This window comes from Bacteroides sp. An51A (genome assembly GCF_002161565.1).
Taxonomy (GTDB): domain Bacteria; phylum Bacteroidota; class Bacteroidia; order Bacteroidales; family Bacteroidaceae; genus Phocaeicola; species Phocaeicola intestinalis.
On record NZ_NFIC01000016.1, the window covers coordinates 24,208 to 36,669 of the forward strand.

The following is a 12,462-nucleotide window of genomic DNA, read 5'->3' on the forward strand; positions in this document are numbered from 1 at the left end:
AATAAACCAATAAAAAAGATGAAAACATTCCTACAAGAAGTAGCACACGACCTATATGAAAAAACGCACGGTGACCTAAGCAATGTTGCCGTGGTTTTCCCCAATAAACGCGCCAGCCTGTTTTTCAACGAGTATTTGGCACATGAAAGCAAGCGCCCCTTGTGGTCGCCCGCCTACACCAGCATCAGCGAATTGTTCCGCCAGTGCTCTCCATGGCAAACAGGCGATTCCGTCAAATTGGTGTGTGACCTGTATAAAGTATTTCGCCAAGTAACCGGAAGTAATGAATCTCTAGACGATTTCTTTTTCTGGGGAGAGATGCTGATAGCCGATTTTGATGACGCAGACAAGAACTTGGCAGATACCCAGGCGCTCTTCAGCAATCTGAAAGACCTGAACGGCTTAACTGATGATTACGATTTTCTGGAAGAAGGACAGAAAGAAACCCTTTCGCAGTTTTTCCGAAATTTCTCGATTGACCGCGTAACAGAGTTGAAACAACGCTTCATTTCGATATGGGACACACTAGGAGAAATCTACACCCGATATAAAGCATTGCTGGAAAGCCAGCACATTGCTTACGAAGGAATGATGTACCGCCAAGTCATCGACACCCTAAATCCCGACAAACTTCCATACCGGCTGTATGTTTTTGTAGGTTTCAACGTACTGAACAAAGTAGAACATACACTCTTCCGTAGACTTGCCGATGCAGGAAAAGCCTTATTTTACTGGGACTACGACACCTTTTACCTGAACCGGACACCTCATGAAGCAGGCGAATTCATCCGCCGGAATTTACGGGATTTCCCATCTGAGCTTCCTCCCTCTTTCTTTAATAACTTAAATCAAGCCAAAGACATTACTTTTGTAGAATCGCCCACCGAAAACGGACAAGCGCGCTACCTGCCCCAATGGCTTCGTGAGAATCTTACCGAAGAAGAAAAAGAAACTGCCGTAGTGCTATGCAACGAGGCACTGCTCCAGTCCGTACTCCATTCGCTTCCCGAAAATGTAAAACACATCAACATCACAATGGGCTTTCCTCTCTCACAAACGCCTACATATAGTTTTGTCTGTGCCTTGCTGGAACTGCATACTGCAGGATACAACACACAAAACGGACGTTATCGCTTCACCGAAGTAATCAGCCTGCTGAAGCACCCTTATACGCGACAACTCTCGTCACAGGCGGCAGAATTGGAGCAAAGCCTAACCCGTGACAACAGATTCTACCCACTTCCCTCCGAATTAGAAAAAGACGGAATACTGGAGATACTCTTCACGCCCGTTACCACCAACTCCAACTTATGCCAGCTGATTACGAAGGCATTAGAGAAAGTCGCGTTATCTTACCAGCAACAAAAGCCTTCGGATACAACTGCTTTCGACCAGCTTTACCGTGAAGCCTTGTTCAAGACCTATACCTTGATGAACCGATTCTACACACTGATAGAAGACAAAGACTTAAACGTAAAACCCGAGACATTGCAACGCCTGCTTACCCGCGTCATGGCTACTTCGAGTATTCCTTTCCATGGCGAACCAGCCATCGGACTGCAAGTAATGGGAGTACTGGAAACACGTAACCTCGACTTCCGTCACCTCATTATGCTCTCGGTAAACGAAGGCCAACTTCCAAAAGGTGGAAACGATGCCTCATTCATCCCCTACAACCTGCGAAAAGCATTCGGAATGACCACCATCGACCACAAGATAGCCGTCTATGCCTATTATTTTTACCGTCTGTTACAGCGCACGGAAAAAGCTACACTGATATTCAACACTGCTACTGACGGCATCAACCGTGGCGAAATGTCGCGCTTCATGCTCCAATTCATCATCGAATGGGGGTATCCCGTCAAGCGTTTGAGACTGGAAGCTGCACAATCGCCACAAGGCTCTACCCCTATCTGTATCTCCAAAGGACCGACCGTCCTCCGACGCTTATGGGAAACCTTCGATGTACGTTACAACCCAAAAGCTGTACTTTCGCCCTCGGCATTGAACTGTTACCTGGACTGCCCGTTAAAATTCTACTACAAGTATGCGGCACACCTCAATGCCCCCGATGAAATCTCTCCTGAAATTGATGCTGCCAAATTCGGCAGTATTTTCCACCATGCTGCCGAACACATCTACAAAGACCTGACAACACACGGAAAAGTCATCAATCAAGAAACAATAGAGAATCTGCTGAAAAATGAAGTTCGCTTACAGGACTATGTCGACAAAGGTTTCAAAGAACTTTTTTTCCATCTGCCTCCTGAAGAAAAACCCACTTACAATGGTATCCAACTTATTAATTCAGCTGTCATACTACGCTATGTGAAGCAACTGCTCCAGAAGGACCTGAAGCATGCACCATTCACGTTCGTCAGTTCAGAATACCCCGTCTACGAAGAACTGAAACTCACCGTAGCCGACACCGTCCTACATTCACGTATCGGAGGCATCATTGACAGAATAGATTGGAAAGACAACATTCTGCGCATCGTCGATTATAAGACTGGAGGAAACGCCGACACGCCATCCAGCATAGAATCGCTCTTTTCTCCCGACCTCAAACGTTCGAGTCATGTATTCCAAACATTCCTCTACGCTGCTATCGTATGCCGCAAGCTACGGGAGAAACAAGACACACGCCAAGTAGCTCCCTCACTGCTGTACATACACCGGGCTGCCTCAGAAAACTACACGCCAGTCATCCAACTGGGTGAAGCACGAAAAGCTGAACCAGTTTACGACTTTGCCCGTTACGAAATGGAGTTCCGCGAACGACTGAAACTGTTGCTGATGGAAATCTTCTCCCCGGAAATCCCATTCACACAAACCGAGATTCCGGATAAATGCACCTATTGTGATTTCAAGGATTTATGCCGGAAATAACGGATAATCCTATCTTCAAAAGAGGATTATCCGACCTGACACAGAAGATAATCCTCTTCTCATTCACCGCATTGTGGACATTTAACCTTAGCCTTGCAATATTGAGTACTACAACAATTTCACATACCCCAAACGAGTATAACGCACTCCGCGACTCTCGTAATGCGATATCACCTTAGCAGAAGCAAGATGCAACATCTCGTGAGCAATGACCTTTCGTGTATGGCAACTTAATACATTGGGCGAAAGACTACGTCCGCCTGCTTTAAGAAAAAACGTAAAACGATTTCCATCACGGTCGGCTGCCAAAATATATTGGTCCACATAGAAATCAGGCTTGTAAATATCTACTTGTAGACGGACATTCAACACCGTCAGAAAAAGTTCCTTCAAACGCTCGCCTACTTGCCCCACATTATGGCTCACCGATGAAACGCGACGCTTTTGTACTGTCAGTTCAAAATGAACACGTGCAAACTCTTTGGCCAGAACAACCAATGGTTCGTAACGCTTGAGACTAGGTACAAATTTATTTGCCAGCCACAATACGTAAGAAGGATCAATATAATACACTTCAGCCAATCGTTTGCCACGGTACTTTCCGAAAGGAACAAAATCTTCCGATTGTCCATAATAGCATTCAAAAACCCTATTATCAAATACTTCAAGTTTTACATTACAATTTTGAAGCAAAGAAAAAGCACGTTCAGCCGCCATATCAAAAGTGACGGCAAGTGTCCGTATAAATAAAGGAATCTCTACGTTGGGGAAGAAACGCCAGAAAGCATAATATGGACGATAAGCTGTAGCCACACTAATAGCATAACAACCATTAACGGTTGTCCTGCCCCGATTGAATTCACCGATACGGGCTATTACCGTTTCTGCCAACCGGGGAGATACTTGATATAAAGTCAAGTCATAATCCATATTCTCCCTTTTTTGCAAAGATAAGATTTTCAAGTCTATTTTACTACATATTCCCGACAAGAATCAAATAAAAGCATCATCATACCCTTTGGCAAGCATACTCTTTTCCAGTTGGTGATAAGCAGACTGCAAACGCTTGGCTATTGTCGATTTGTTCGAGTTTAATTTGACGGCAATAGCCTCTAAAGTCATTCTTTTCCAGATTTTCATCTCTACCAATATTCTTAATTCCTCCGGAAGCTCCTTGACCGATTTCCTTAGTTCTGCATATTTATGTTCTCTATCCTGCGAACTTAATTCATATTCATTTTGCCAATCTTTCACCGTCTCCAAATCCAAATCTGTGATTTTAGGCTTCATTTTCCTACAATAGCTACATAAATAATTGTCAACTACACAATGTAGCCAACCTCCAAATTTCCCATTTTCCTTGTAAGCTGTCTTCAGTTTAATACTGAAATGAATGGATAAATCTTGAAAAACATCTTCAGCTTCTTCAATACTGGATATGATTTGACGAATAGAATATTTAATCTGGTCGGCATAGCGGTGTAAAAGAATAGCGAATGCCTCATTGTTTCCAGACTGAAATAAAGAAATCAGCTCTTCATCAGAGCTAACGAGTAAATTCATAGTATCTGTTTTTATGGTTTATAAATTAATTCAATTACAAATGAAAACATCTATCATACAGTCAATCATTTAAGAAAGATATAAATCATTTTGCTGTAAAGGAAATATTTTTTCAGTAAAAAAGCTAATGAAAAAGGATTTTTTTTCGAAATATCTTAGATAAATACCGTTTTCTCCTTTAAATGACTGGTTCTAAGAAACAGTTGCAAGACCTAACCCCCAAAACCAACTCTTTCAGCCAACTATTTTCATAGGTATATCCGTAGTCTGCCAACAACCGACAATAGAAAATAAATACTTCGCCATTAAAAGCTATGTTTCAGATGCAGTTGCATATATGAACTGCATCTGAAACATAGCTTCATTTTTAAGAACGACAGATGGGCAAAGTGCGGGCATCCATAAAGCATTGTTATTGGAAGAACACATCGTCCAGCCTGCTGGCATTTTCTTCTTCCATTTCAGTCAATTTGTCCTTACAAGGGTCAAAATCGCCTGGTATGTCAAAGCGTTCCTCTTCAGAATAGCCCAATTCCTTATCAGCATAAACTTTTTGCATAAAGAGTCCCCATACCGGAAGTGCCATCGAAGCACCTTGTCCATCACGCATCGTGTCAAAATGGATATCACGCTCTACACCGCCAACCCAGCATCCAGACACCAATGAAGGAGTAAATCCCATAAACCAACCATCCGAATTACGGTTAGTTGTTCCAGTCTTTCCACCCATATCTGCCTTAATGCCATACAAACGGCGCACACGTCCTCCGGTACCCTCATTAATAACGGCACGCAGCATCACCAACATTTTATAAGCACTCGATTCACTGATTACCTCATCGACCTGTGGAGTAAAGTTAGCAATGACATTTCCCTCATTATCCTCAATGCGCGAAACAAACAGCGGTGCCGTGCGGATGCCCCGGTTGGCAAATGCCGTATAAGCACTAACCATTTCTCCTACCGATATTTCACACGGACCCAGACAAAGAGAGACAGTGGGCTGTATGTCTTTGTTCAGCACACCGAACGAGTGAATCAACCTCGCCAGCGCATAAGGGCTAAGCTTACTCATCAGATAAGCCGATATCCAGTTATTCGAGTTGGCAAGTCCCCACTTCAGAGTAACCACTTCACCATAATGCGAACGGGAAGAGTTACGTGGCGACCAAGCTTTTCCGTTCTCATCGAAAAGTGTCTGTTCCACATTACGTACTTCATCACAAGGCGAAAAACCATTCTCCATCGCTAGCGAATAAAGGAAAGGCTTGATGGTAGACCCTACCTGACGGCGTCCTACCATTGCCATGTCATACTGGAAGTAATTATAATTAGGCCCGCCTACGTATGCCTTCACGTAACCGGTCACAGGATCCATCGACATGAACCCGGCACGCAGAAAATACTTATAATAACGAATGGAGTCCATCGGTGTCATGATAGTATCTTTTTCTCCCTCGTATGAAAAAACCATCATCTCATGCTTGGTGTTGAAGGCCTGACGGATTTCTTCTTCCGAGCATCCTGCTTTCTTCATCTGACGGTAGCGGTCGGTCTGACGCATTGAGCGGTCCATTATCTCGTTCACTTCTTCTTGCGTCAGCTGGTTGGTATAAGGAGCTGTCTTCCGCCCCATCTTCTCCTTAAAGAAGCGAGGCTGGAGATACTTCGCCACATGCTCGTAAACCGCCTCTTCAGCATATTGCTGCATCCGGGAGTTGATAGTGGTGTAAATCTTCAACCCGTCGGTGTAAATGTTATAGTTGGTGCCGTCCTTTTTCTTGTTCTTCGCACACCAACCGTAAAGCGGATTGGTTTTCCAGGCAATGGAGTCTTCGTAATACTGCTGCATCTGCCAGCCGCGATACTTACTCTTATCGGGCTGCTTAGCAGTCATTATATGACGCAGGTATTCACGAAAATAAGTAGCCAGCCCATCCTTATGGTCAACAGGCTGGAACCTTAACTTAAGCGGAAGTGCCTGCAACGAGTCACATTCAGCCCGCGTAATATAATTCGCCTTGCGCATCTGGTCGAGCACTGTATTTCGACGTCCCCGCGAACGTTCGTTAAACCTGCGCGGATTATAAAGCGAAGGATTCTTACACATGCCAACCAGTGTTGCAGCCTCTTCGATGGAAAGTTCTTTCGGATCTTTCGAGAAATAAGTTTTTGCCGCCGTTTTGATACCCACAGCATTGTTTAAGAAATCGAACTTATTGAGATACATCGTGAGGATTTCTTCTTTTGTATAATAACGCTCCAACTTGACGGCTATCACCCACTCTATCGGCTTCTGTAACAGACGTTCCATCACATTGTCTGCCGTAGGTGAATAAAATTGCTTGGCAAGCTGCTGGGTAATCGTACTGCCTCCTCCGGCATTCTTCTGCATCAGTATTCCGCGCTTGATTACCGCACGCAAGAAAGCACGAAAATCAATGCCGGAATGTTCGCTGAAGCGCACGTCTTCTGTAGCAATCAATGCATGAACCAAATTGGGCGACAAATCATTATAGCCTACATAAACACGATTTTCCTTGCTATACGACCATGTCCCCAGTAATTGGTCATCATCGGATATAATCTGGGTAGCAAATTTCAGATTGGGATTTTCCAATTCCTCCACCGGAGGCACATAACCTATCCATCCTTTCGCTATAGCCGTAAATACAACCGCCACGGCCAGAATACTCAAGACCACCAAAATCCACAATGCGCATATGAACTTCTTTCTCATAATTCTTATACCTTAATATATAAACATAGAACCCAGGAAATACAATGGCACAAAAAGAGGAATGTCTTGCTTCGCCGACAAAGAAAAACACTGCACCTTCATACTCTTGTGTCCGATATTACTCTTTACGAAGTGCAAAAGTATAAAAAATGCCGGAATAAAAACCGTTCATTCTATTTTTTTGACTATCTTTGAACTCCGGTATTTATTAAAGAACTATCATTAAACGGAAAATATGGAAAATAGAAGTTTAGTCACTATTGCCAACCACTCGAAGGAACGCATCCTTTATCTGCTGGAAATGGCACAAGAGTTTGAAAAGAAACCAAACCGTCACTTGTTGGACCAGAGAATCGTTGCGACCCTTTTTTTTGAACCTTCCACCCGCACGCGTCTGAGTTTTGAGACAGCTGCCAATCGTTTAGGTGCAAAAGTCATCGGATTCACCGACCCCAAGGTGACAAGTTCTTCGAAAGGAGAAACCCTGAAAGACACCATCATGATGGTAAGCAATTATGCCGATATCATCGTCATGCGTCACTACTTGGAGGGAGCCGCACGCTATGCCAGCGAAATAGCACCCGTTCCTATCGTCAACGCGGGCGACGGGGCCAACCAGCATCCTTCTCAAACCATGCTTGACCTCTATTCCATCTATAAGACACAGGGTACACTGGAAAATCTGAACATCTATCTGGTAGGTGATTTGAAATACGGACGCACAGTACATTCCCTCCTGATGGCAATGCGCCATTTTAACCCGACTTTCCATTTCATCGCCCCCAACGAACTGAAAATGCCGGAAGAATACAAACTGTACTGCAAGGAACATCACATCCATTACGAAGAACACAGCGACTTCAACGAGGAAACCATTGCCAATGCAGACATCCTGTACATGACCCGTGTACAACGCGAACGCTTCACCGACCTGATGGAATACGAACGGGTAAAAGACGTATATATCCTGCACAACAAAATGCTGGAACACACACGGCCTAACCTTCGCATCCTTCATCCGTTGCCCCGCGTGAACGAAATAGCCTATGATGTGGATAATAACCCGAAAGCCTACTATTTCCAACAAGCACAAAACGGCCTGTACGCACGTGAAGCCATTCTTTGTGATGTATTAGGAATTACGCTGGACGAAGTGAAAGCAGATACCAACCGAATCATGAACCTTTAAAACTTTTGATGTAATGAGCAACAAAAAAGAATTGCAAGTAGCCGCCCTTGAGAACGGAACGGTAATCGACCATATACCTTCAGACAAGCTGTTTACCGTAGTATCCTTGCTCGACCTGCAACACATGGACAGCAACATCACTATCGGAAACAACTTCGAAAGTAAAAAACTGGGAAAGAAAGGCATCATCAAGATTGCCGGACGGTTCTTTACCGATGAGGAAATCAGCCGCCTTTCTGTAGTGGCACCCAACATGAAGCTGAACATCATCCGCAACTACGAGGTAGTGGAAAAGAAAGAAGTGGTGATGCCATCCGAACTGAAAGGAATCGTGAAATGCAACAATCCCAAATGCATCACCAACAACGAGCCGATGCAGACGTGGTTCCATGTCGCCGACAAAGAACAAGGTATCCTGAAATGCCATTATTGCGAGAAAGAACAACAGGTAGACAACATCAAACTAATCTGACACACAAACCATGAAACAAGACTGGAAACCTGGCACGATGATATACCCCCTGCCAGCCGTACTTGTGAGTTGCGGAAGCACGGAAGAAGAATACAACATACTGACCATAGCGTGGGTAGGAACCATCTGTTCCAACCCACCCATGTGCTACATCTCCGTACGACCGGAACGACACTCCTACCCGATTCTGAAAAAGAACATGGAATTTGTCATCAACCTGACCACCAAAGATATGGCATTCGCTACCGATTGGTGCGGTGTACGCTCAGGCAAAGACTATAATAAGTTTGAGGAAATGCACCTCACACCAGGCAAGGCTTCAATGGTGCAGGCACCACTCATCGAGGAATCACCTCTATGTATCGAATGCAGGGTGAAAGACATTATCGCCCTTGGCTCGCACGACATGTTCATAGCAGATGTCGTCAATGTAAAAGCTGATGAAAAATATTTAAATACAGAAACCGGGAAATTTGAACTTGCACAATCCAATCTATTAGTATATATCCACGGCGGATATTATGAAACAGGAGAAAAAATAGGAAAATTCGGTTGGTCTGTAGAAAAGAAGAAATAAGATGAGAACAAATGCCTTTATCCTGCTTTGCCTTATGGGGCTGTCCGGACTTTCCGCACACGCCCAAACAGAATCGCGCAATGAGACAAACGACCCCAAGGTCAATATAGGCATCAAGGCAGGATTTAATTCCACCATGTTCTTCATCGACCATTTTACATTAGGAGAAAATGAGCTGCAAGATATCCAGAACAACTACAAGATAGGATATTTCGGAGCCTTTTTCTGCCGCTTCAATTTAAAAAAACACCATTTCCTACAAACCGAATTTTCGTATAACGTTTCAAAAGGGAGTATTTCGATTCCGAATGATGTAAACAATGCAGGACTAATAGATGACAATGCCTTGGTAAAAACAGACATCCATTCTATCGACATGCCTTTGCTTTATGGTTACAAATTCGTAGATGCCTATCCATACGGCATGGCATTCTTTATCGGACCGAAAGTTGCATACGCATGGGAAAAACATACCAAAAGCGAATATTCCGGGTTTTATCAGCAAGGAATCAAAGAAGAAATACGTCCCTTCAGCTTTAGTGGAGTAGTCGGACTTGCAGTCAATGTATCAAACATTTTTTTCGACTTCCGCTATGAAATCGGATTACACGATTTGGTTCAATCCATCACATACGACAAGACACTGACTGAAAATCCTTATAATACCCAAGACATTTCCCTAAAACGTCGCCGGAATGTATTAAGTTTCTCAGTAGGTGTAATATTTTAACATCAAATTATTTTATCAAAAAAACATACAAATATGAAAAGAGACGATTTAATTTTCAACATTATCGAAAGAGAACACCAACGTCAACTGAAAGGCATAGAACTGATTGCTTCCGAAAATTTCGTAAGCGATGAAGTAATGCAAGCCATGGGGTCATGCCTCACTAATAAATATGCCGAAGGTTATCCTGGCAAACGCTATTATGGAGGTTGTGAAGTTGTAGACCAAAGCGAACAACTCGCCATCGACCGCATCAAGAAAATCTTCGGTGCCGAATGGGCAAACGTCCAGCCTCACTCTGGAGCACAAGCCAATGCAGCCGTATTCCTTGCAGTATTAAACCCTGGAGACAAGTTCATGGGACTGAATCTGGCACACGGAGGACACTTATCCCACGGTTCGGCCGTCAACACTTCAGGCATCATCTACACACCTTGCGAATATAACCTGAATAAAGAAACCGGACGTGTAGACTATGACCAGATGGAAGAAATCGCACTACGCGAACATCCCAAATTGATTATCGGAGGTGGTTCTGCCTATTCACGCGAATGGGATTACAAACGCATGCGCGAAATTGCAGACAAAGTAAATGCCATTCTGATGATTGACATGGCTCACCCAGCCGGACTGATTGCTGCCGGTCTGCTCGACAATCCAGTAAAATACGCACATATCGTAACGTCTACTACTCATAAAACTTTACGAGGACCACGTGGAGGCATCATCCTAATGGGAAAAGACTTTCCCAATCCTTGGGGAAAGAAAACGCCCAAAGGTGAAATCAAAATGATGTCACAATTGCTTGACTCTGCCGTATTCCCCGGTATCCAGGGTGGCCCGCTGGAACATGTGATTGCAGCAAAGGCTGTCGCCTTTAATGAAATCCTCCAACCCGAATGGAAAGACTATGCTTTACAAGTAAAGAAAAATGCCGCTACATTAGCACAAGCATTGATAGACCGCGGATTTACCATCGTATCCGGCGGTACAGACAACCATTCGATGTTAGTAGACCTGCGAACCAAATATCCCGACCTGACCGGAAAAGTAGCTGAGAAAGCGTTGGTTTCGGCAGATATTACCGTAAATAAGAACATGGTTCCGTTTGATACCCGTTCAGCATTCCAAACCTCTGGAATCCGTTTAGGAACTCCAGCCATTACGACACGGGGTGCAAAAGAAGACCTAATGTATGAAATTGCCGAAATGATAGAAACGGTATTATCGAACGTAGACAATGAAGAAGTGATAGCTTCCGTTCGTACCCGTGTAAACAACACGATGAAAAACTATCCCTTATTTGCATATTAAATGTATAATATAAAAAGCTTATGAAAAAAACAAGTTGTATGGCTATCTTACTGAGCGGATGCTTGGTACTTAGCGGTTGTGGAAGTTTAAACAACACCGCCAAAGGAGGAATGATTGGAGGTGGTGGCGGAGCAGCTTTGGGTGCCCTCATCGGAGGTATTGCCGGTCATGGAAAAGGCGCAGCAATCGGTGCTGCTGTAGGAGCTGCCGTAGGAACAGGCGCAGGGGTCTTGATTGGTAAGAAAATGGATAAGGCTGCCGAACAGGCTGCGCAAATCGAAGGAGCAGAAGTAGAACAGGTTACGGATAACAATGGCTTACAAGCCGTCAAAGTAACCTTCGATTCGGGCATCTTATTTGCTACCAGCAGCTCTACCCTGAGCACTTCTGCCAAAGCGGCTCTAAGCAAATTTGCCAACAACGTATTAATCCAAAATCCCGATATGGATGTAGCCATCTATGGATATACCGACAATACGGGTTGGAAAAACAGCACCGCAGAACAAAGTGTACAGAAAAATCAAGCCCTCTCACAAGAACGAGCACAAAGTGTATCCAGCTACCTTCTCAGTTGCGGTACTACTGCCTCACAAATCAAAACAGTGGAAGGATTGGGCGAAAGCAATCCGGTTGCAGACAACAGCACCGAAGCAGGCCGTCAAGAAAACCGGCGTGTAGAGGTATATATGTATGCCAGCCAGCAAATGATACAAGCAGCCGAAGCTGGCACATTGCAATAATATGGCAGAACAATACTGAATCAAGGATATTCAGTAAATGACCTCAAAAATTAAGAAGCTGTTTTGAATTTATCGTGCGATGATTTGGGATGAGTTTTTGAGGCATTTTCGCTTCTGTGATGAGGAAGATAGCGGGCTATCTGACGAAGAACAGGAGCGAAAAGAACCAAAAAATCGCCCAAAGCACACACGAAAACGGATACATCAAGCCAAGAAAAACTTTTTGGAGAAATTCAAAACAGCTTCTT

The 12,462-nt window shown here is 44.0% G+C and carries 10 protein-coding genes; 7 read left to right on the plus strand and 3 right to left on the minus strand.

Going from position 1 to position 12,462, the window contains the following annotated elements; translation table 11 throughout:
* The first annotated feature begins 18 nt into the window (after nt 1–18).
* Nucleotides 19–2,889, plus strand: a complete 2,871-nt coding sequence (locus B5G04_RS18565; RefSeq protein WP_087246947.1) for a PD-(D/E)XK nuclease family protein — start codon at nt 19–21, stop codon at nt 2,887–2,889.
* A gap of 108 nt (nt 2,890–2,997) precedes the next feature.
* Here the strand turns inward: B5G04_RS18565 and B5G04_RS18570 are convergent, their stop codons facing one another.
* The 3 genes from B5G04_RS18570 to B5G04_RS18580 form a co-directional block, all read right to left on the minus strand.
* Nucleotides 2,998–3,819, minus strand: coding sequence for a hypothetical protein (locus B5G04_RS18570; RefSeq protein WP_022039874.1), 822 nt, complete (start codon nt 3,817–3,819; stop codon nt 2,998–3,000).
* A 63-nt stretch (nt 3,820–3,882) separates the two neighbouring features.
* A complete protein-coding gene (locus B5G04_RS18575) occupies nt 3,883–4,452 on the minus strand; it encodes a sigma-70 family RNA polymerase sigma factor (protein WP_022039875.1) in 570 nt (189 codons plus the stop codon).
* A 412-nt stretch (nt 4,453–4,864) separates the two neighbouring features.
* Nucleotides 4,865–7,192 (minus strand): transglycosylase domain-containing protein, encoded by a 2,328-nt coding sequence (locus B5G04_RS18580; RefSeq protein WP_087398314.1) that lies wholly within the window; start codon nt 7,190–7,192, stop codon nt 4,865–4,867.
* Nucleotides 7,193–7,427: 235 nt separating this feature from the next.
* On the opposite strand from B5G04_RS18580, the gene pyrB reads away from it, so the two are divergent.
* The 6 genes from pyrB to B5G04_RS18610 are packed head-to-tail and all read left to right on the plus strand — an operon-like array spanning nt 7,428 to nt 12,214.
* Nucleotides 7,428–8,381: an aspartate carbamoyltransferase gene (pyrB, locus tag B5G04_RS18585; RefSeq protein ID WP_022039878.1), complete on the plus strand. Its 954-nt coding sequence runs from the start codon at nt 7,428–7,430 to the stop codon at nt 8,379–8,381.
* 13 nt (nt 8,382–8,394) lie between these two features.
* Entirely contained in the window at nt 8,395–8,853 is a 459-nt protein-coding gene (gene pyrI, locus B5G04_RS18590) for an aspartate carbamoyltransferase regulatory subunit (RefSeq protein WP_022039879.1), read from the plus strand.
* Nucleotides 8,854–8,863: 10 nt separating this feature from the next.
* Nucleotides 8,864–9,430 carry a flavin reductase family protein gene (locus tag B5G04_RS18595; RefSeq protein ID WP_022039880.1) on the plus strand — a complete coding sequence of 189 codons (567 nt, stop codon included), beginning with the start codon at nt 8,864–8,866 and terminating at the stop codon, nt 9,428–9,430.
* A gap of 1 nt (nt 9,431) precedes the next feature.
* Nucleotides 9,432–10,160 carry a porin family protein gene (locus tag B5G04_RS18600; protein ID WP_087398315.1) on the plus strand — a complete coding sequence of 243 codons (729 nt, stop codon included), beginning with the start codon at nt 9,432–9,434 and terminating at the stop codon, nt 10,158–10,160.
* A 33-nt stretch (nt 10,161–10,193) separates the two neighbouring features.
* The gene (gene glyA, locus B5G04_RS18605) at nt 10,194–11,474 is read left to right on the plus strand and encodes a serine hydroxymethyltransferase (protein ID WP_087246943.1); all 1,281 of its coding nucleotides are present in this window, start codon (nt 10,194–10,196) and stop codon (nt 11,472–11,474) included.
* Between the two features lie 20 nt (nt 11,475–11,494).
* Nucleotides 11,495–12,214: an OmpA family protein gene (locus B5G04_RS18610; RefSeq protein ID WP_022039883.1), complete on the plus strand. Its 720-nt coding sequence runs from the start codon at nt 11,495–11,497 to the stop codon at nt 12,212–12,214.
* Nucleotides 12,215–12,462 lie beyond the last annotated feature (248 nt).

What these genes read in the sequence shown, in the direction of transcription:
- B5G04_RS18580 (WP_087398314.1), bottom strand. Translation starts at nt 7,192, where the DNA reads ATGAGAAAGAAGTTCATATGCGCATTGTGGATTTTGGTGGTCTTGAGT.
- B5G04_RS18575 (WP_022039875.1), bottom strand. Translation starts at nt 4,452, where the DNA reads ATGAATTTACTCGTTAGCTCTGATGAAGAGCTGATTTCTTTATTTCAG.
- B5G04_RS18565 (WP_087246947.1), top strand. Translation starts at nt 19, where the DNA reads ATGAAAACATTCCTACAAGAAGTAGCACACGACCTATATGAAAAAACG.
- glyA (WP_087246943.1), top strand. Translation starts at nt 10,194, where the DNA reads ATGAAAAGAGACGATTTAATTTTCAACATTATCGAAAGAGAACACCAA.
- pyrI (WP_022039879.1), top strand. Translation starts at nt 8,395, where the DNA reads ATGAGCAACAAAAAAGAATTGCAAGTAGCCGCCCTTGAGAACGGAACG.
- B5G04_RS18610 (WP_022039883.1), top strand. Translation starts at nt 11,495, where the DNA reads ATGAAAAAAACAAGTTGTATGGCTATCTTACTGAGCGGATGCTTGGTA.
- pyrB (WP_022039878.1), top strand. Translation starts at nt 7,428, where the DNA reads ATGGAAAATAGAAGTTTAGTCACTATTGCCAACCACTCGAAGGAACGC.
- B5G04_RS18600 (WP_087398315.1), top strand. Translation starts at nt 9,432, where the DNA reads ATGAGAACAAATGCCTTTATCCTGCTTTGCCTTATGGGGCTGTCCGGA.
- B5G04_RS18570 (WP_022039874.1), bottom strand. Translation starts at nt 3,819, where the DNA reads ATGGATTATGACTTGACTTTATATCAAGTATCTCCCCGGTTGGCAGAA.
- B5G04_RS18595 (WP_022039880.1), top strand. Translation starts at nt 8,864, where the DNA reads ATGAAACAAGACTGGAAACCTGGCACGATGATATACCCCCTGCCAGCC.